15 protein-coding genes and 1 tRNA gene are annotated in these 16824 nt (G+C 62.3%); 5 read left to right on the top strand and 11 right to left on the bottom strand.

The features are described from left to right. Positions 1 to 36: 36 nt before the first annotated feature. Complete coding sequence (bamA, locus tag PPGU16_RS22910; protein WP_180722706.1) at positions 37 to 2346, top strand: outer membrane protein assembly factor BamA; 2310 nt, start codon at positions 37 to 39, stop codon at positions 2344 to 2346. Positions 2347 to 2430: 84 nt separating this feature from the next. Here the strand turns inward: bamA and PPGU16_RS22915 are convergent, their stop codons facing one another. After that, on the bottom strand, positions 2431 to 3252 hold the full coding sequence (locus PPGU16_RS22915) for a response regulator (protein WP_180722707.1): 822 nt from the start codon (positions 3250 to 3252) through the stop codon (positions 2431 to 2433). Positions 3253 to 3501: 249 nt separating this feature from the next. Between PPGU16_RS22915 and PPGU16_RS22920 the strand changes: the two genes are divergently transcribed. After that, on the top strand, positions 3502 to 5019 hold the full coding sequence (locus PPGU16_RS22920) for an ATP-binding protein (RefSeq protein ID WP_180722708.1): 1518 nt from the start codon (positions 3502 to 3504) through the stop codon (positions 5017 to 5019). Continuing rightward, the gene (locus PPGU16_RS22925; RefSeq protein ID WP_180722709.1) at positions 5012 to 5761 is read left to right on the top strand and encodes a response regulator; all 750 of its coding nucleotides are present in this window, start codon (positions 5012 to 5014) and stop codon (positions 5759 to 5761) included. The genes PPGU16_RS22920 and PPGU16_RS22925 overlap by 8 nt, the downstream gene beginning before the upstream one ends. A gap of 13 nt (positions 5762 to 5774) precedes the next feature. Here PPGU16_RS22925 and PPGU16_RS22930 read toward each other — a convergent pair whose 3' ends face one another. The 3 genes from PPGU16_RS22930 to PPGU16_RS22940 all read right to left on the bottom strand — a co-directional run bounded on the left by PPGU16_RS22930 (position 5775) and on the right by PPGU16_RS22940 (position 7401). Further along, a complete protein-coding gene (locus tag PPGU16_RS22930; protein ID WP_180722710.1) occupies positions 5775 to 6032 on the bottom strand; it encodes an H-NS family nucleoid-associated regulatory protein in 258 nt (85 codons plus the stop codon). A gap of 81 nt (positions 6033 to 6113) precedes the next feature. Next, entirely contained in the window at positions 6114 to 6344 is a 231-nt protein-coding gene (locus tag PPGU16_RS22935) for a hypothetical protein (protein ID WP_007732479.1), read from the bottom strand. Between the two features lie 259 nt (positions 6345 to 6603). After that, positions 6604 to 7401 (bottom strand): hypothetical protein, encoded by a 798-nt coding sequence (locus tag PPGU16_RS22940; RefSeq protein WP_180722711.1) that lies wholly within the window; start codon positions 7399 to 7401, stop codon positions 6604 to 6606. Between the two features lie 99 nt (positions 7402 to 7500). On the opposite strand from PPGU16_RS22940, the gene PPGU16_RS22945 reads away from it, so the two are divergent. Beyond that, positions 7501 to 7842: a helix-turn-helix domain-containing protein gene (locus PPGU16_RS22945; RefSeq protein WP_180722712.1), complete on the top strand. Its 342-nt coding sequence runs from the start codon at positions 7501 to 7503 to the stop codon at positions 7840 to 7842. Positions 7843 to 7955: 113 nt separating this feature from the next. Here PPGU16_RS22945 and PPGU16_RS22950 read toward each other — a convergent pair whose 3' ends face one another. From PPGU16_RS22950 to rpoD, 4 genes are all read right to left on the bottom strand, one after another. Beyond that, positions 7956 to 9746, bottom strand: a complete 1791-nt coding sequence (locus tag PPGU16_RS22950) for an acyl-CoA dehydrogenase (RefSeq protein ID WP_180722713.1) — start codon at positions 9744 to 9746, stop codon at positions 7956 to 7958. A 182-nt stretch (positions 9747 to 9928) separates the two neighbouring features. Further along, positions 9929 to 10942, bottom strand: a complete 1014-nt coding sequence (locus tag PPGU16_RS22955; protein WP_180722714.1) for an AraC family transcriptional regulator — start codon at positions 10940 to 10942, stop codon at positions 9929 to 9931. Positions 10943 to 11026: 84 nt separating this feature from the next. Beyond that, a tRNA-Ile gene (locus PPGU16_RS22960) sits at positions 11027 to 11114 on the bottom strand. A gap of 182 nt (positions 11115 to 11296) precedes the next feature. Next, the gene (gene rpoD, locus PPGU16_RS22965) at positions 11297 to 13342 is read right to left on the bottom strand and encodes an RNA polymerase sigma factor RpoD (protein ID WP_224030607.1); all 2046 of its coding nucleotides are present in this window, start codon (positions 13340 to 13342) and stop codon (positions 11297 to 11299) included. 61 nt (positions 13343 to 13403) lie between these two features. On the opposite strand from rpoD, the gene PPGU16_RS42705 reads away from it, so the two are divergent. After that, positions 13404 to 13751, top strand: coding sequence for an RNA polymerase subunit sigma (locus tag PPGU16_RS42705; RefSeq protein ID WP_224030608.1), 348 nt, complete (start codon positions 13404 to 13406; stop codon positions 13749 to 13751). 31 nt (positions 13752 to 13782) lie between these two features. Here PPGU16_RS42705 and dnaG read toward each other — a convergent pair whose 3' ends face one another. The 3 genes from dnaG to rpsU form a co-directional block, all read right to left on the bottom strand. Then, positions 13783 to 15669, bottom strand: a complete 1887-nt coding sequence (dnaG, locus tag PPGU16_RS22970) for a DNA primase (protein ID WP_180722716.1) — start codon at positions 15667 to 15669, stop codon at positions 13783 to 13785. Positions 15670 to 15775: 106 nt separating this feature from the next. Further along, the gene (locus PPGU16_RS22975; protein WP_180722717.1) at positions 15776 to 16222 is read right to left on the bottom strand and encodes a GatB/YqeY domain-containing protein; all 447 of its coding nucleotides are present in this window, start codon (positions 16220 to 16222) and stop codon (positions 15776 to 15778) included. 321 nt (positions 16223 to 16543) lie between these two features. Continuing rightward, positions 16544 to 16756 carry a 30S ribosomal protein S21 gene (gene rpsU / locus PPGU16_RS22980; protein WP_035997875.1) on the bottom strand — a complete coding sequence of 71 codons (213 nt, stop codon included), beginning with the start codon at positions 16754 to 16756 and terminating at the stop codon, positions 16544 to 16546. Positions 16757 to 16824: the final 68 nt, after the last annotated feature.

The following is a 16824-nucleotide window of genomic DNA, read 5'->3' on the forward strand; positions in this document are numbered from 1 at the left end:
ATAGTGAGTCGCGTCCCGCTCTCAACAAGATCCTCGATGAAACAAAGAGCATCAACTATCTGTCTCGCCAGTGCGATCACAGTGTGCGCCGCGTCACTGACGCCATCGACGGCCCATGCCGGCGACTCCGTGATCGTCGCGGACATCCGGCTCGACGGCTTGAAGCGCATTGAAGCGGGAACGCTGCTCGCCAACCTGCCCATCAAACGCGGCGATGTCTTCACGGACGACAAGGCCTCGCAAGCCGTGCGCGCGATCTACGACACGGGTCTCTTCAGCGACGTCAACGTGTCGCTCGAAGGCGATGTCGTGGTGGTTCACGTCGTCGAGCGGCCTGCGATTGCGGAGATCGATTTCTCCGGCATTCATGAGTTCGAGAAGGACAATCTGACGAAGGCGCTGCGCGCCGTCGGTCTGTCGCGTGGCCGCCCTTTCGACAAGGCACTCATCGACAAGGCCGAACAGGAACTGAAGCGCCAATACCTCACACGCGGCTACTACGCCGCGCAAGTGGAAACCACGACGACGCCCGTCGACGGCGGACGGGTATCGGTTCTGTTCTCCGTCATCGAAGGTCCGAATGCGAAGATCCGGCAGATCAATTTCATCGGCAATCGCGTGTTTTCGGAAAGCACGCTGCGCGACGAAATGGAACTGTCGACGCCGAACTGGTTTTCCTGGTACACGAAGAACGATCTCTATTCGAAAGAGAAGCTCGGCGCCGATCTGGATCGCCTGCGTTCGTACTATCTGAATCGCGGCTATCTGGAGTTCAGGATCGATTCGACCCAGGTTTCGCTGACGCCAGACAAGAAGGAGATGTATCTGACGCTCAACCTCCATGAAGGCGAGCCCTATACGATCACAGGCATCCGGCTCGCGGGCAATCTGCTCGATCGCGAAGCGGAATTGAAACCGCTGCTCGGCATCAAGCCCGGCGAAACCTTCTCCGAAGACAGGCTCAAAGCAACGACGAAAGCGATCGTGGACCGGCTCGGCGAATACGGCTATGCGTTCGCCGCCGTCAATGCGGTGCCGCAGATCGATCAGGACAAACACACTGTCGATCTCACGTTGCAAGTCGATCCGGGACGGCGCGTGTACGTGCGCCAGGTGAATGTGGAAGGCAACACCCGCACACGTGATGAAGTGATACGACGCGAAATGCGTCAGCTCGAAAGCGCGTGGTTCGATTCGAACCGGCTTTCGCTTTCGAAGGAACGCGTGAATCGCCTTGGCTATTTCACCGACGTCGACGTGACGACCGTGCCCGTCGCGGGATCGAACGATCAGGTCGATGTCGACGTCAAGGTCACGGAAAAGCCGACGGGCGCAATCACGCTCGGCGCGGGCTTTTCTTCGTCGGACAAGGTCGTGCTGTCGGCGGGCGTCACGCAGGACAACGTGTTCGGCTCGGGCACGAGCCTCGGCGTCAATGTGAATACGGCGAAGACGTATCGCACGCTGTCGGTTACGCAGACGGACCCGTATTTCACTGTCGATGGCATCAAACGTATTTCGGATGTCTACTATCGCACCAGCTATCCGCTGTACTACAGCAACGACGAGAGCTTTCGTATCGTCTCGCTCGGCGCGGACCTGAAGTTCGGTATTCCGTTTTCGGAAGTCGATACGGTCTACTTTGGTCTTGGCATCGAGCAGGATCGCTTCAACACCGATTCATCGACGCCGCAAGCCTATCTCGACTATGTCAGCGAGTTCGGCCGCGTGGTCAACAACGTGCCGCTGACGGCCGCCTGGTCGCGCGATGCGCGCGACAGTGCGCTCGTGCCGAGCCGTGGCTATATGCTGCAGGTCAACGGCGAGGTCGGCACGCCCGCAGGCGAAACCGAGTACTACAAGACCGACGTGCAGAGCCAGTATTACTACTCGTTCGCGCGCGGCTTCATTCTGGGCATGAACCTGCAGGCGGGCTATGGCAATGGCTTCGCAGGCAAGGCGTATCCGATCTTCAAGAACTACTACGCGGGCGGTATCGGTTCGGTGCGCGGTTATGAGTCGAGTTCGCTTGGGCCGCGCGATTCGTCGACGGGCGATTCGATCGGCGGCTCGAAGATGGTGGTCGCGAACGTCGAAATGACGTTTCCGCTGCCTGGCAGTGGCTGGGACCGCACGCTGCGCGTCTTCACGTTCGTCGACGCGGGCAACGTGTGGGGCAACGAAGGCAATAGTACAGGCGCCAACGGCTTGCGATACAGCTATGGCGCGGGCCTTGAATGGATTTCGCCGATTGGGCCGCTTAAGCTGTCGGTTGGGTTTCCGATCGTCAGGCATGCGGACGACAAGTACCAGGTTTTTCAGTTTCAGATCGGTACGTCTTTCTAAACCGACCGACGAAAAAAGAGCCCGCTTTGAAGCGGGCTCTTTTGCTTTTGACCTGGCGTTTCTCGAATGCCCGCAATGCATGCGCTACTGAACTCTCCGCGCCGCATTATCGAAACGCATGCGCTCTTCGGCCACGATGGGCGCGGCAACGTCGAGCATCGACGCATGCGCGTCATGTCGATCGTCCGCTGCGCCATGGCGCGGCAGCGCGTCGTCGGGCGCGAACATATAGCCTTCGCCGCGCAAGGTCTTGATGTATTGCCGGCCCGTTGGCGACAGCTTCAACGCGGCACGCAGCCTGAACACGACGACATCGAGCCCGCGTTCCGTCACGCTGCAATGCCGCCGCAGCATGTTGAGAATGCGTACGCGCGACAGCACCTTCATCGGATTCGACGCGAGCACCACGAGCAGCGCAAATTCCGTGCTGCGCAGCGGCACTTCCACGCCGCCACGCGTAAGCACGCGGTCGGCAACGTCCACTTCGAAATCGTCGAATGCGATGGGCTCGCGCTCGATATGCATCGGCACGTGCGACGGCGGCCCTGACCGCAATGCGTTGCGTACGCGTGCGATCATTTCGCGCGGATCGTGCGGATCGACGACATAGTCGTTCGCGCCGAGTTCGAACGCGAGCACCTTGTCGACGACATCGTCCGACCGGCTGACGATGATCACCGGCAGGTCGTAGCCGAGCGAACGGATACGCCGCAATGCCGCCAGACCGTCCACTTCGGGCAAGCCGTGACGCATCACGATCAGCGACGGAACCTCGACTTCCAGGCGCCGTTCGAGCGAGTCGGTGTTGTACAGGACGGACATCTCGATCTTGTGCTGCTGCACATGGGCCCGAAGCATGTCGCGGCTTGCCTGGTCAGGCTCGACGACGAGCAGATGGATGGTCATGAAGTTTCCGTCCTTCTCCCATTTGAATGGAGGACCATGATAGAGAGCAACTGTGCAGGCAAGACGGTGAAAATAATGGAGATTGTGTGGAGATTGCCGAACGGTCGTCCGTCGCCGCGCACGTCGGGTCAAAATAGCGCCATGACGGCATATCGATAGCAACTGGCATGCGTGCGGCCCGGCCAACGCATGCCGACAGGGAAAACACAGGGTGGCAAGCATGAAAAGTGGCGGCCGCGGGGTCTCGCCATGAGAATCGGCATTACGTCGAAGCTCTTCGTCGCGATTTCGGCGGCGTGCATACTCGTGGCCGTCACCATGGGCGTCGCCGTGCGCTGGAGCTTCGAGCATGGCTTCCTCGGCTATCTGCAACACCAGTCGCAAACGCATTCCTTGCGCCTGCAGCAGGAACTCGAAGCCGCGTGGGCGAAGCATCGAAGCTGGGAGTTCATCAAGGACCCGGCGGCGGCAGCGACAGCGATTCCCGACGCAGTCGGCGCAGGCGTGCCGCCGCCGGGTCCGTCCGGGCCGCCCGACATGAGCGCGCCGCACGACGGCCCGCCGCCTGACGGCGCGCCGGGTGGTATCGGCGGGGACCCGGGCCCGCCGCCCGGCGACGCGGGCGCTCCGCTCGACATGCGCGATATGCAAAGCCCGGGGCCACAGGCCAACCGCCACCCGCCGTTCCGCGTCTACGACACGGACATGCGCAGCGTGCTGCAAAAAGGACCGCCACCACCGCCCGATGCGCCGCGCCTGCCGTTGACCGTCGACGGCAAGGTGATCGGCTGGCTGGTGGTCGCCGGGCCCGAAGTGATGTTCCATTCCGCCGACCGGCAGTTTCAGGCGCAACAGGTTCGCGCAACGTGGATCATCGCCGGGTTCGCCGCATTGCTGGCCGCCGCTGTTGCCGTCGTGCTCGCGCGTTTGCTGCTCGCGCCCGTGCGGCGTCTCGTGCTGGCGACGCATCGGCTCGCGAGCGGCGACTATTCGATTCGCGTGCCCGATGCGGGCAGCGACGAACTGCACGATCTCGCCGCCGACTTCAACCGGCTCGCGATCTCGCTGGGCAACGCCGAACGTTCGCGCCGCAATCTCATCGCGGATATTTCGCATGAGTTGCGCACGCCGCTTGCCGTGCTGCGCGGCGAACTCGAAGCGATCGAAGACGGCGTGCGCAAGCCCGACCGCGCGACGCTCGCGTCGCTGCAGGCGGAAGTGGCGTTGCTGAGCCAGTTGATCGACGACCTGTATGAACTGTCGCTCGCGGATATCGGCGAACTTTCTTTCGAGAAGGTGCGGCTCGATGTTGCGCCCATCGTCGAAGCCGCCGCCGACTCGTTCAAGGACCGGCTCGCCGACAAGAAGATCGCGCTGGAAACGGATATCGACGCCGAGAGCGTCATCATGCTCGGTGACCCGTATCGGCTCACACAGCTGATGAAGAACCTGCTCGAAAACGCGTTGCGCTATACCGATTCGGGCGGCAAGGTGCGCGTCGCCGTCGCGAAGCACGAGCATGAGATACGGATCGACGTGCAGGACACGCACCCCGCCGTGCCCGAACCTTTGCTGCCGCATCTGTTCGACCGGCTGTTTCGCGTCGATGCATCGCGCAGCCGCCAAAGCGGCGGCGCGGGCCTCGGGCTTGCGCTGTGCAAACATATCGTCGGCCAGCATGGCGGCACGATCGACGCATTGCGCTCGCCGCTGGGAGGACTGTGGATCGCGGTCCGGTTCGCTACGTTAGAAACCAAAGATGACTGACTCTTCACTTGCCCGCTCGCCTGCTTCCGTACTGATCGTCGAAGACGAGCCGAAGCTGTCGGCGCTGCTCACCGACTATCTGCGCGCCGAGAACTTCGACACTCAGGTGATCGAAGACGGCCGCGAGGTGATCGCCTCGGTGCGCGCGCATCCGCCTTCGCTGATTCTGCTCGATCTGATGCTGCCGGGACGTGGCGGGCTGGAGATATGCCGCGAATTGCGGACGTTTTCGGATGTGCCCGTGATCATCCTGACTGCGCGCGTCGACGAGATCGACCGTCTGCTCGGCCTCGAACTGGGCGCCGACGATTACGTGTGCAAGCCGTTCAGTCCGCGCGAGGTCGTGGCGCGCGTGAAGGCGATCCTGCGGCGCATCGAGTCGTTATCGGGCGCAGCGCGCGCCGGCGCGGAACCTGTTTCGGGCGGACTGGCAATCGACCTCGACAGGCATGTCGCGTCGCTCGATGGAAAAGACCTGAATCTCACGCCGATTGAAATCAGGCTGCTCGCGCTGTTGCACTCCACGCCCGGCCGAATCTATTCGCGCGACCATCTGCTGCGGCAACTGTATGACGATCATCGGGTGGTCGCCGACCGGACGGTCGACTCGCATGTGAAGAATTTGCGCCGCAAGCTGCAGAATGTGCGGCCGGATCACGACATGATCCGTTCGATTTACGGCGTGGGGTATCGGCTGGACGTCGTGCCGCCCGAGAGCCGCGACGATGGCGATCCGGGCTGATGGACCGGTCCAGCTAGCCTTCGCAGCGGAAGAAATCGATGTTCTGGCCCGAGGCGACTGCGCGGCGCAGCCACTCGGGCAAATCGCCCCGGCCGTCCCAGACATGGCCTGACGCGTCCTGATAGCGGATGGCGCGTGCGTTCCGTTCGTCTTCGGCGAACGAGCGTTCCAGCGCGTCGAACGTGATGCCGAATTCGTTCATTCGATTCTGGATCCACGCGATCAGGCGCTCCCGCGCCTGGCCGTCGAGTTTTGCGATTGAAGTAGACATTGCTCGTGCGATTCGAAGTGCGATTCGTAGTGTGGAGAGATCAGCAATCCATTCGTACGGGCGAAACCAGAACTGAGGGGCTCAATTACGCCGCCGCGCGTCGATGCGAACGACCGAGTCGAACAGCGCCTGGGCTCGCGCAAGTTCGTCCAGCGCGCGGTCCAGTTGCGCGACGGCAGCGGCATGCCCGGCCGTCGACGCGGCGTCTTCCGGGTCGGCGCGCACGGCGCGAAAAGCCAGATCGACATTGCGTGTCGCTTCGACAAAACGCTGTGCGGCCTGAGCCTGCCGTGATTGCATCATTGCCGACATAAGCGTTCCCCCATCTGGTTTCGATTCGGATATTCAGCGTGCGATGCGTGCGGCGCGCCCATGTGCGGTTCGCGCCGATGGCTGTCGAGACGAGCCAGCGCTACAAAACGAATTGACTGCGGCATGCTGCCGATTTTCGCTCCGCTCGGTGCGAAGCGCCAGGTCTGAATTGCAACAGCGTGCGGTTTAAGACACAAATACCCGTTATTCAGTGTTCCCAGGTTTCATGCGCCGGACGCCTGCTTTCGATCCCCGTCTGTCATAACGCGAAACTGGCCTGCGGTTGCGCCGCGTTGAACGCCGCCATCGCCTCGACGGGCGGCATGTCGAACAGATCGCGCGTGAAACCGCGCATGCGCTCCTGCGGCGGCCGGGTGCGCAACCGTCCAACCAGTTCGATGAAGGCCGCGAAGTCGCCGTCGCGCGTGGCCTTGTTGACCTCCGCGAAGTCACGCGCCTTGAGCACGACGGGTTGCGTGAGCCGCACGAAATACGGCGCCTCCAGCTCGACGGCAAGCGCAACGGGATAGCGCTTGCCGCTCAATTCGCCCGCGCGCGACGTGCAATCGACGACGGCCGTGCCTTGCGCGGGACCGAGCGCCTTGCCCGTGCTGACGCTGCGCAGGTGCTCCGGGTAAATGTGCAGCCGCGTGCCCATGCTCAGTTCGGTGGGCGACGAACACACCAGCGCGTAGTGCTGTTCTCTGCGCCGCCCCGAAGGCAACACCGTGCGGCTGACGATGAACGCATGCGGCGGCAGCTGACGCACCTGGCCCGTGCTGTCGATCCACGCATTCCACAGCAGCATGTCCTCGCGCTTGCGTCCACCTTGCCGCGGCTTGCTCGACGCCGGCGAAAACAGCGCGAGCAGCGAGCCGGTGCGATGCGCCGCAATCTGCGCGCTATTGCCGAGCGACTGACCGACGCCCCACAGAAAACGCCCGCCACCCAGCCTCCGCTCCCATTCTTTCTGGAGAACGATGCTGGGAAGTTCCTCGCTGGATTCGGTGCCTGTCTTGGTCCAGCAGAACGTGGGCGGTAGGTGCTTCAGTGTCATCAACTTCCTCGGGACTGCCGTTCGGCTCGCCGACATGCGAGCGATTGGCGAAATGGTCAGCCATTCAACAAGCGTTAATGTATAGATATAATGCATGGAATGGAAGCCCCGATGAGCGATTTTCCCGTGCAGGACCTGTTGCGCCGCTTGATGGCGGACGTGCGCTCGTCCAGCGAAATTGCGCGACTTTCTGGGGTGAGTCAACCTACGGTGTCGCGGCTTCGGCTGTCGAAAGGACGCCGTGTGCGCAAGAGCGCGTCATTCAATAAGCTATGCAGTTTCTATGGCGTGGAAGCGCGCCATGTGGGCGGCCGGGCGACGGGCTACAACGAGTTGCTGCGCAACGCGATCGTCGACGCATGGGACGGCTCGGAGGAGCACGGCCGCGCGTTGCTCGTCGTGATCAAGGGCTTGAAGGGGTTGAGCGCGAAAGTGGAGTGAGCGGCGCGCTCGCGGGTATGCGGAGGGGTTGAGGCGGGTTTGAAGCAGGTTTGAAGCGGACGGGCTTCGCGTTCAGTCGAAGCCCGCCGTGGGATTGCGGGTAGTTGGTGTGCTTAGAACTGGTCTTCGGACAGCGCGAGCACGCCCTCGCCGCCCTTCGCGCTGGTAATCGACGCTTCCAGCGCCACCGCCTGCGGCAGCAGATGTTCCGCGAAGAACTGCGCGGTCGCGATTTTCGCGCCGTAGAACGACGGGTCCTGCGCGTGTTTCTGTTGCGCGGCCAGCATCGCGCGCGCCATCTGCCAGCCGCCCAGCACGATGCCCGCAAGCTTCAGATACGGCACGCTGCCTGCGAACACCGCATTGGGATCGCTCTTCGTGTTCGCGACGACGAACGCCACGGCCGACTGCAACGCATCATGTCCAAACGACAGATGTTTTTGCATTGACTGGAACGCTGCGCCCTTGTGCTGTTTCAGTGCTTCGACTGTCTGCGCGATCTGGGCAAGCAGGGCTTTTGCCACTGCGCCGCCGTCGCGCACCGTCTTGCGCCCGACCAGATCGTTCGCCTGAATGGCCGTCGTACCTTCGTAGATCGGCAGGATGCGGGCGTCGCGATAGTACTGTGCCGCGCCCGTCTCTTCGATGAAGCCCATACCGCCATGCACCTGCACGCCGAGGCTCGTCACATCGACGGAAAGCTCCGTGCTCCAGCCCTTCACGATCGGCACCAGGTATTCATAGATCGCCTGATGCTCCGCACGCTTCGCTTCGTCGGGATGCCGGTGCGCGAGATCGCTATGCGACGCCGCGACATACGCCAGTGCGCGCGAGCCTTCGGTGAGTGCGCGCATCGTCGACAGCATGCGGCGCACGTCCGGATGGTGAATGATCGACACGGACTGCTTTGCGGAACCATCCACTGGCCGGCTCTGCACGCGGTCTTTCGCGTACGCGACGGCTTTCTGGTAAGCCCGATCCGATATGGCCACGCCCTGCATGCCCACCGCAAACCGCGCCGCGTTCATCATGATGAACATGTATTCGAGGCCGCGATTCTCTTCGCCGATCAGATGACCGATCGCGCCGCCGTGGTCGCCGAACTGCAGCACGGCCGTCGGGCTCGCCTTGATCCCGAGCTTGTGTTCGATCGACACGCAGTGCACGTCGTTGCGCTCGCCGAGCGAGCCGTCCTGGTTGACGAGGAACTTCGGCACGACGAACAGCGAAATGCCTTTCACGCCTTCAGGCGCATCCGGCGTGCGTGCGAGCACCAGATGGACGATGTTGTCCGCCATGTCGTGCTCGCCCCACGTGATGAAAATCTTCGTGCCGGACAGCTTGAACGAGCCATCGCCCTGCGGCTCGGCGCGCGTGCGCACCAACGCGAGATCCGAGCCCGCTTGCGGCTCGGTGAGATTCATCGTGCCCGTCCATTCGCCCGAAATCAGCTTCGGCACATAGGTCTTTTTCTGCGCCTCGCTGCCAGCGGTAAGCAGCGCCTCGATCGCGCCGTCCGTCAACAGCGGACACAGCGCGAACGACAGGTTCGACGCGTTCAGCATCTCGATACACGCCGTCGCGATCAGCTTCGGCAGGCCCTGGCCTTCGTATTCGACGGGATGCTGCACGCCCTGCCAGCCGCCTGCGGCGAACTGGCGGAACGCATCGGCGAAACCAGGCGTCGCCGTCACGTGGCCGTCTTTCCAGCTGCTCGGGTTGCGGTCGCCTTCGACGTTCAGCGGCGCCAGCACTTCGCCGCACAGCTTCGCGGATTCTTCGAGCACAGCTTGTGCGGTTTCGAGACCTGCTTCCTCAAAGCCGGGCAGCTTCGCAATGTCGTCGATGCCGCTCAATTCCTCGAGCACGAAAAGCATGTCTTTAACCGGGGCGATGTAACTCATGGTCGATCTTCCAATCAGGCGTTCAATGGATCACTGCCACGGCGCCCGATAGAAGCGAAGGCCAAGCGGTGACGATACCTGTCGATCCTAACGGTATATCCCGCGATTCGACTGTCCAAACCGGCCCGGGTACTGACAAATCTGGCCACGCCGGATGGGGGGTATTCCCCACCCACCCTGGGTTACCCAGCCTGCAAGGGCCGTCGATAGGTGCCCGGTGTACTGCCCGTCCAGTGGCGAAATGCGCGGTGAAAGGCGCTGGGATCGTCGAATCCGATATCGCCGGCGATGACGGCGATCGTGTCGTGCGTATCGGTGAGGCGCTGGATCGCGATATCGCGCCGCAACTCGTCCTTGAGCAACTGAAACGTCGTCTCTTCCGACGACAGACGCCGGCACAGCGTGCGCACCGAGCAATGCAGGCTTTTGGCGGCCTGGTCGATGGTCGGCAGGTCCGGCAGTTCTTGCGCGAGATACTGCCGCACGCGATGGCTGACTCGCTGCTCGCTGAACGTTTCGAAGATCCACTCGCCCGGCGAACGGGCGAGAAATTTGCGCAGATTGCGCTTGCTCTGGCGGATCGGCATGTCGAGAAAGGCCGCGCTGAATCGCATCAGCGTGGCGTCGCAGCCGAAGCGGACGGGACCGGAGAAGAAGTAGCGGTGGTCGAACGCATGCGGCGGTTGCGGACATGCGAAATCGACCTGCAGCAGCGGGATTTTCTGCCCGATCAGCCACGAAGACACGCCGTGCGCGAGCTTGAGCATCAGTTCCTGACCGAGCGGGCCGATGCTGCCGTACGCAGGGTTTGGACGCAGTTCGACCTGCGCCATCAGGTCGTCACGGCGAGACCCGATGTGAAAGTCGTCGAGCACGATATGAAAGAACTGGCCGAAGCGGTGCAGCGCGGTTTCGAGGTTGGGTGCGTCGAGCAGACTGAGGCAAAGAAACTTCAGCGTGCCGCTGCGAAACGGACGACTGAAGATGCCGGGCATTTCGTCGTCGAGTTTGATGGCGAGCGTGCGGTAGAGCGTGGAGAACTGCTCTTCCGTCACCCGTGCGCCGGCTGCGCTGCGCAGTTCGGGCGTGATCCCCGCTTGCTCGAGATAGCGCTGCATGACGTCGGGCTGCGCGTCGGCGGCGGCGAGAAAGCCGTTAACGAGGGAGATGGGGACAGTGGCGCTGGGCGCTTGCATTCGTGATCCGGTCTCGGTGGCCACTTCATGCGTGATGGCGTGCGCTGTCGGTCTGCATTGCAGCGAAGCACGCCTTGGCGGTTTTGGTGGGCCGGGTGGGAGTCGAACCCACGGTGTCCTTTCGGAGGCGGATTATGAGTCCGCTGCCTGCAACCAGCACGGCGTCCGGCCCAACGATGCTTCGCGACGGAAGCTGGAGAGAACCAACAAAAAGACCCGGTCCGAAGGCCGGGCCTGTCTGTCGATTGGCCGACATACTACACGAAAACAGGGCTTCCGGGATCGCTTCGCTGAACAAAACGATCGGGAAGCCCTGATGATCTGCTACGTCACGCGGCCAGCAAGCAGGCTCGATCAGTTTCCTTCGAGGAACGACTTCAGCTTGTCCGAGCGGCTCGGGTGACGCAGCTTGCGCAGCGCCTTTGCCTCGATCTGGCGGATCCGCTCACGCGTCACGTCGAACTGCTTGCCCACTTCTTCGAGCGTGTGGTCCGTGCTCATTTCGATACCGAAACGCATGCGCAGCACCTTCGCTTCGCGCGGCGTCAGCGAATCGAGCACGTCCTTCACGACATCGCGCATGCTGGCGTGCAGCGCGGCGTCCGACGGCGCAACCGTGTTCGTGTCCTCGATGAAGTCGCCCAGATGGGAATCGTCGTCGTCGCCGATCGGCGTTTCCATCGAGATCGGCTCCTTCGCGATCTTCATGATCTTGCGGATCTTGTCTTCCGGCATCTCCATCTTCTCGGCCAGCGTCGCGGGATCCGGCTCGAGACCGGTTTCCTGCAGAATCTGACGCGAGATGCGGTTCATCTTGTTGATCGTCTCGATCATGTGAACCGGGATACGAATGGTGCGCGCCTGGTCCGCGATCGAACGCGTGATGGCCTGACGGATCCACCACGTCGCGTAGGTCGAGAACTTGTAGCCGCGGCGATATTCGAACTTGTCCACGGCCTTCATCAGCCCGATGTTGCCTTCCTGAATCAGATCCAGGAATTGCAGGCCACGGTTCGTGTACTTCTTCGCAATCGAGATCACGAGACGCAGGTTCGCCTCGGTCATTTCGCGCTTCGCCTGACGCGCCTTCAGTTCGCCCGCCGCCATCTGACGGTTGGTTTCCTTCAGGTCCTTCAGCGGCAGCACGACGCGCGCCTGCAAGTCGAGCAGACGTTGCTGCTGCTCGCGGATGGCCGGTACGTTACGCGACAGGATCGCGCTGTACGCGTGATTCTCGCCGACGATCTTGTCGGCCCATTCGAGGTCCGTTTCATTGCCCGGAAAACGCGCGATGAACTCGGCACGCGGCATGCCGCACTTGTCGACCACGGTGTGCAGGATCTGACGCTCGACCTGACGCACTTCGTCCACCTGCGCACGCAGCGTGTCGCACAGCCGCTCGACCGTACGCGCGGTGAAGCGGATCATCATCAGCTCTTCCTGAATGGTTTCCTGCGCCTTCAGGTAGGACTTCGACTTGTAGCCTTCCTTTTCGAACGCGCGGCGCATCTTGTCGAACCATTCGCTGATCATCGCGAATTTTTCGAGCGACATGCGCTTCAGTTCTTCGAGCTGGGCGGCGTTGGCCGTCGCTTGCGCGGCGCCATCGTCGTCTTCCTCTTCTTCCTCGTCCGCCTCTTCCTCTTCTTCTTCCTCGTTCTCGATCGCTTCGGCTTCCTGTTCGGAGAAGCCGTCGGTATCTTCGGCGTTCGCGTCGATCAGGCCGTCCACCAGTTCGTCGATGCGGATCTCTTCATTCGCGACGCGCTCGGCCATCGCGAGAATGTCGGCGATCGTGGTCGGGCAGGCGGAGATGGCCATCACCATGTGCTTCAGGCCGTCTTCGATGCGCTTGGCGATTTCGATTTCGCCTTCGCGCGTGAGCAGCTCGACCGTACCCATTTCGCGCATGTACATGCGCACCGGGTCGGTCGTGCGGCCGAATTCGGAATCGACAGTGGACAGCGCGACTTCGGCTTCCTCTTCCACTTCGTCGTCCGACGAAGCGTTGGGCGCGTTGTCGTTCAGCAGCAGCGTTTCGGCATCGGGAGCCTGTTCGTAGACGGCGACACCCATGTCGTTGAACGTGCTGATGATGCCTTCGATCGCCTCGGTTTCCGTGAAGTTGTCCGGGAGGTGGTCGTTGATCTCGCCATAGGTCAGGAAGCCACGCTCCTTGCCGAGCTTGATCAGCGCGCGCAGCTTCGAGCGGCGCTCTTCGAGCTCCTCGACGGTGCCGGGCTGCGAAGACGCGAACGCGTCCTTGAGCAGCGCCTTCTCCTTTGCGCGGCGGTCGCGTGCCTTGACCTTTTCGACCTTGCCCGCAGCGGGTGTGGCGGCTGCTTCTTCGCTCGGGGATGCGTCGTCATCGACGGATACTTCGTTCAGCTTTTTCGTCATGGAGTTCGCCATACCGGCTGTAGTCTCGACTTCCGGCTGCTGGACGACAGCCGGTTGAACCGTGGATACCAAAGACTCGCGGGGAGCCGCATCGTCCTGCGCGACATCCGCTTCCCTTTCGCTGCTGACGCCCTGCCGCTTCGCGACCGATGTCACCGACTTCGATGTCACCGATGCCGCTCGCGCGACCGGAGCGGTCGAGGCTTTTTTCCGGACAACCGGCGTAGCAGCGGTTTCGGCAGACTTTTTCGGTGCGGAAGGAGCCGACCTGGCTGCGCTGACCCTGGTGGTCGTTTTCGGCTCGTCCGAGCCGCTGCCTGTCGCCTTTTTTCCGCCTGTAGTCTTTACCATTGCAATCGCCTTATATCGCCTTTGCCTGGAGAAAAACAAAACCGCTGAAATCTTTTAATTATAGCATTCGGCCTTTCAGCGCTTCCCTTTCACTGCCCGCGCTGACGCTTCATGTCAGCGCACGTCCTGCTCAATTCCTGATACTCCAGCAACTCCTCCGGGGTGTGCCTCGACTGACGCGACAATTGATCCAGCCGTTCGCTATAAGCGTCATAACGCATCTTCAGAATGGCCGCTTTCAATTCTTCCCCGGCGAGGCGCTCGTGTTCACGGCGCTCCTCGGCGACCGTCGCGTCTTCGGGATTCTTCAACAGCAGATCCCGAACGTTTTCATCATAGTCCAGAATTTCCCGGAAGATTTCCTCGAAGGTGGGGGCGTTAGCCCCGTTTCGCAACAGGTCCGACAGCAACTGGAACTCGGCCGTGTCGCCCAGTCCACGGGCATGCGTCGTCACTTCCTCGAACAGTTCGCCGTGCCGCGTGACCGTCAGCAGCGCCTGCTCTTCTTCTTCGCCAAGCACCGCGACGATGCGCGGGTGCATGACCAGATTGCGCAGCGCCCGCTGCTCGATCCCCGTCACGCTGCGCCGGTCTTTGCGGGCAGGCGCGCTGCGTGCTACGGCGGCGATCCGCGCGTCGACTTCGCATAACGCGGCCACTTCCTCGAACGGCACATCGAGCCGGTCGGCGAACATATGCATGATCTGCGCGCGCAACGCGTTGGCGGGCAGCATCTGCAGCAGCGGCTTGGCGTCGAACAGCGCCCGCGCGCGGCCTTCCGGCTGGTCCAGTTCCTTGCCTGCCAGCACTTCATTGAGCAGGAACTGCGACAACGGCATCGCGCGGCGCACCTGGTCCGCGAAGGCCTCCGTGCCGAATTCGCGGACATAGCTGTCGGGATCGTGCTCGGCGGGCAGGAACAGGAAGCGGATGGTGCGGTTGTCGGCGGCATGCGGCAGGCAGGCGTCGAGCGCGCGGCGCGCGGCGCGCCGGCCGGCCGAATCGCCGTCGAAGCTGAATACCACCGTATCCGTCTGCCGCATCAGTTTCTGCACATGAATCGGCGTGCAGGCGGTGCCGAGCGTCGCAACCGCGTTCTCGAAACCCAGCTGGGCCAGCGCAACCACGTCCATATACCCTTCGACGACCAGCACGTAACGCTGTTCGCGGATCGCAAGCCGCGCCTCGAACAGGCCGTACAGCTCGCTGCCTTTGTTAAATAAAGGCGTTTCGGGCGAATTCAAATACTTGGGCTCGCCACCGTCCAGCACGCGTCCGCCAAAACCGATGACCTGGCCTTTCACGTTGCGGATCGGGAACATCACCCGCTCGCGGAAGCGGTCGTAGCGGCGGTTCTGACCCTGCGCATCGGCCTTCTCGCTGACGATCACGAGGCCCGCCTCGACGAGCGCGTCGTCCCGATAGTTGGGGAAGGCCGTTTCGAGGTTCTGCCAGCCGTCGGGCGCGTAGCCGAGGCCGAAGCGCTTGGCGATCTCGCCCGTCAGGCCACGCTTCTTCAGGTACTGGATGGCGTTCGGCGCGCCGCGCAGCTGCGCCTTGTAGAAGTCGCTGGCCGTCGACATCAGGTCGGACAGCGCCGTCGTCACCGCCTTCGAGACGGCGGGCGCATAGCCTTCTCCGCCACTGGAGCCGCCGGCTCCCACGCCGCCGCGCATCGGCGACGGTTCTTGCGGCACGGTCAGACCAACGGATTGCGCCAGTTCGTTGACGGCTTCCGGAAAGGAAAGCGCCGCGTGCTCCATCAGGAAACCGATGGCCGTGCCGTGCGCGCCACAGCCGAAACAATGATAGAACTGCTTAGTCGGACTAACGGTGAACGAAGGGCTCTTCTCGTTGTGGAACGGGCAGAGTCCCATGAAGTTCGCGCCGCCTTTTTTCAGCTGCACATACCGGCCGACCACGTCGACGATATCGACGCGGTTCAGCAGGTCTTGCAGAAAGGAATGCGGGATCACAATGCAGACGCGGCCTTAAAAAGGATGAGGCAAGGGTGCGCGAAGCACCCAGCCATGCGCGCCGCGCCGGAACGGAGGGCGCGCACGGCGGAAAACGATCAGGAGCTTACTTCGACAGCGCGGCCTTGACCTGCGCGGACACGGCCGTCATGTCGGCCTTGCCGGCGAGCTTCGGCTTGAGCACGCCCATCACCTTGCCCATGTCCTGCGGACCAGCGGCGCCGACCTGCGCGACGGCGGCCTGCACTTCGGCTGCCACTTCCGCGTCCGACAGCTGCGCGGGCATATAGGCGCTCAGCACGTCCAGCTCGGCCTTCTCCTTGTCGACGAGATCGGTGCGACCGGCCGTTTCGAACTGGGAGATCGAGTCCTTGCGCTGCTTGATCATCTTGTCGACGACGGCTGTCACGGCGGCGTCATCGAGTTCCACGCGATCGTCGACTTCACGCTGCTTGATGGCGGCGAGCAGCAGACGGATCGTGCCGAGACGCTCGGTTTCGCGCGCGCGCATCGCTGCTTTCATGTCGTCGTTGATTCGGACTTTGAGACTCATCTTTCACCTGAATGCGTGGAGGGTTTGAAATACGGGTGAAGACGCGGTGCAGAGCGCAAAAACCCGCTTGGGATCGTTCCTCAAGCGGGTTAGTGCCAAATACGCGGTGAACCGTGCACCTGGATACGGCCTTGCGGAGCGTTGACCGAAGCGGCCCGTCGCGCCTTCCGGCGAGACCGGACCCCTATGCGGCCACATGAGCGGCCACATGTGCAGCCAGTTACCGCAAGCGCCGGCATGCTCCCGCGCCGTCACCTTGTGTGAGCCGCCGCTTTCGCTATCGCTCAAGAGACCGGGCGAGAGCCGCGACTTCACGTTGAATCAGTAAAACTTCTTGGGCAGCTGCTGGCTGCGCAGGCGCTTGAAATGGCGCTTCACCGCCGCTGCTTTCTTCCGTTTGCGCTCGGATGTCGGCTTCTCGTAAAACTCGCGCGCACGAAGTTCGGTCAACAGCCCGTTCTTTTCTATCGTGCGCTTGAAGCGGCGCATCGCAACTTCAAAAGGCTCGTTTTCTTTTAAGCGGATCGTCGTCATCTTTCAATAACGGAGCTTGGCAAGATGGGAAAGTATAGCAGCTGTTTCGCACAATCGCATAAAGGTGT

The organism is Paraburkholderia largidicola (assembly GCF_013426895.1).
GTDB lineage: Bacteria > Pseudomonadota > Gammaproteobacteria > Burkholderiales > Burkholderiaceae > Paraburkholderia > Paraburkholderia largidicola.